The sequence below is a fragment of the Lachnotalea glycerini genome (assembly GCF_003201285.1).
GTDB lineage: Bacteria > Bacillota > Clostridia > Lachnospirales > Lachnospiraceae > Lachnotalea > Lachnotalea glycerini.
Genome location: NZ_QICS01000038.1, coordinates 1 through 1,935 on the forward strand (window position 1 = coordinate 1; position 1,935 = coordinate 1,935).

The window sequence follows — 1,935 nt, forward strand, 5'->3', positions numbered from 1 at the left end:
TTGACGGTGGCAGGAACGGCAGAAACAGTGGCAGGTGGTATTGGAGATATCTTTGGAGCGGTCATATCAATGAGCGGTGCGGGAGCAGCGGCAGGAATACCGACTATTGCAATCAGCACAGATGTTTTGATAACCGGAATAGCAGAAATGGCATATGGTATATCAATTAGTATGACGGCTACGGATAACTTAGCAGGAGATATTAAGAAAGCACAAGAGGCGGCGGAGAATACCGATGTGAGTAAGGGAGGCTCTGAGACTGGTAAAAATGGTACATATGAAAAAGCAGATTATCATGGGAAAACAAATAATGCAGTTAAAAATAAAGCACCTAATAATGGGCAAGAAGCATTAGATAACTCTGTTTCAATAGGGAAAAATACTACTAGAAGAGTTGGCATTAGTGATGGAGAAATAGTTGTGCTTGATGAAACTACAAAAGGAGTTTTTCATGGACATGTACGTTCTTGGAGTGAATTATCAGAACCAATGAAAGCTGCATTAAAGAAGGCTGGAATGGTAACAAAGAAAGGAAAGATTATTAAATAGTGGAAAATTATACATTGATTAGTCAAAATACATTTAAGATTGAGCTACAAATAATGGATGATACAATAGATTATTATTCCAATGTTTGTATTAGATTGATTATGGAGAATAATATCTATGAAATTTTAAACGATAATATTTATTATTTAAAAAATTTGAAGGAAAGGTATTGTGTTGATAATGAAATATATGAAATTGATGCAAGAATTCTTGAACAAAAACTAGGTATTTTACAAAATGAATATTATTATTGTTTGAATGAAAATATTTCTAATGAAGATATTTTTTTGGATGAAAATGATGAGTGGATTGGCGAAAAATATTGTTGCTTTACTACACCAGAATATTCAACTTGGATATATAAAAAGGGGGGAAAGTTTCATTTAATGGTTACACCAATGTTTAGATATTTTGATGAAGAGAACAATAGAGAATTATATCTGAACTTTATAAATGAATATAAAAATATACTTTGTTCTGAAATATTATCCGAACAACTAGAAAAAACATGTGATATTATCGAAAAGATATATCAACAAGCTGTGACATCGCAGTAAAATGTTAGACCAGCTATAGGAAAGTTTATTTATAGCTGGTCTACATTGCTATTTTGCTTAGAATGTTTGCTAAGGATAGTTATGAATTAAAGGAAATAAGGTGTCAATACATTATTTCCAAAGTAAATCAGGAAAAGTATTTAATGTTAAAGTAAAACGTGGATGGAGTAATAAGTAGGAGTAATAAGAATATGAAGATAGACAATGTATGCTTTAAACCGAATGAAGTAGATACAAAAATTCTTTTAATAAGTATGATAGGAGTTCTTGTTGCTGTTAAAGAAAAGAAAATGTCAATTGAAGAAGCTGAAAAATTTATTTTTTCACCCTACTTTATTCAGAAAGTAAAAGAAAGTTGTGATGAGGAACAATTAATTGATATTCTTGAAAGAGGATGTGAGCTAGAAGATATTGAATCATTATTACCAGATAGATTGGAATATAATATTCAAATATTAATCGATAAAACGTTAAATCTTTTAGGATTGTTAGAAAAAAAGGAAGATGATTTTTGGATATGATAACTAAAGTATTCGCAAAATTTATAACTATGATTAAATTATAAAATTTATTATGGTTATACTTTAGGACTTCCAACTCCGTAAATCCCTGTCTCTTAATTCAGTATCATGGCTCTCACGAAGTGATGTAATCCATGATATGAATTAAGAGACTTAAGCAAAAAATTTTGCCTTGGGTATACAATAGGTTTTTAAGGTGTAGTTCTAATATGGTGATATAAATGCACTCTTTCGAACAAAATTTAAATGTTTGAAAGGGTGCATTTTAACTAAGTGGCACAGGTAAGTGGAGAAACCGACAGCCCTTA

General features: G+C 30.7%; 3 protein-coding genes. All 3 read left to right on the forward strand.

Features of this window, described 5'->3' with window-relative positions:
- Window positions 1–549, forward strand: a 549-nt coding sequence (locus tag C8E03_RS22195; protein WP_330410898.1) for a hypothetical protein, incomplete at its 5' end; no start/stop codon positions are given.
- Between the two features lie 53 nt (window positions 550–602).
- A complete protein-coding gene (locus C8E03_RS21660) occupies window positions 603–1,106 on the forward strand; it encodes a hypothetical protein (RefSeq protein ID WP_170123095.1) in 504 nt (167 codons plus the stop codon).
- Between the two features lie 191 nt (window positions 1,107–1,297).
- Window positions 1,298–1,627: a DUF3969 family protein gene (locus C8E03_RS21665; RefSeq protein ID WP_110292101.1), complete on the forward strand. Its 330-nt coding sequence runs from the start codon at window positions 1,298–1,300 to the stop codon at window positions 1,625–1,627.
- The last annotated feature ends 308 nt before the right edge of the window (window positions 1,628–1,935 follow it).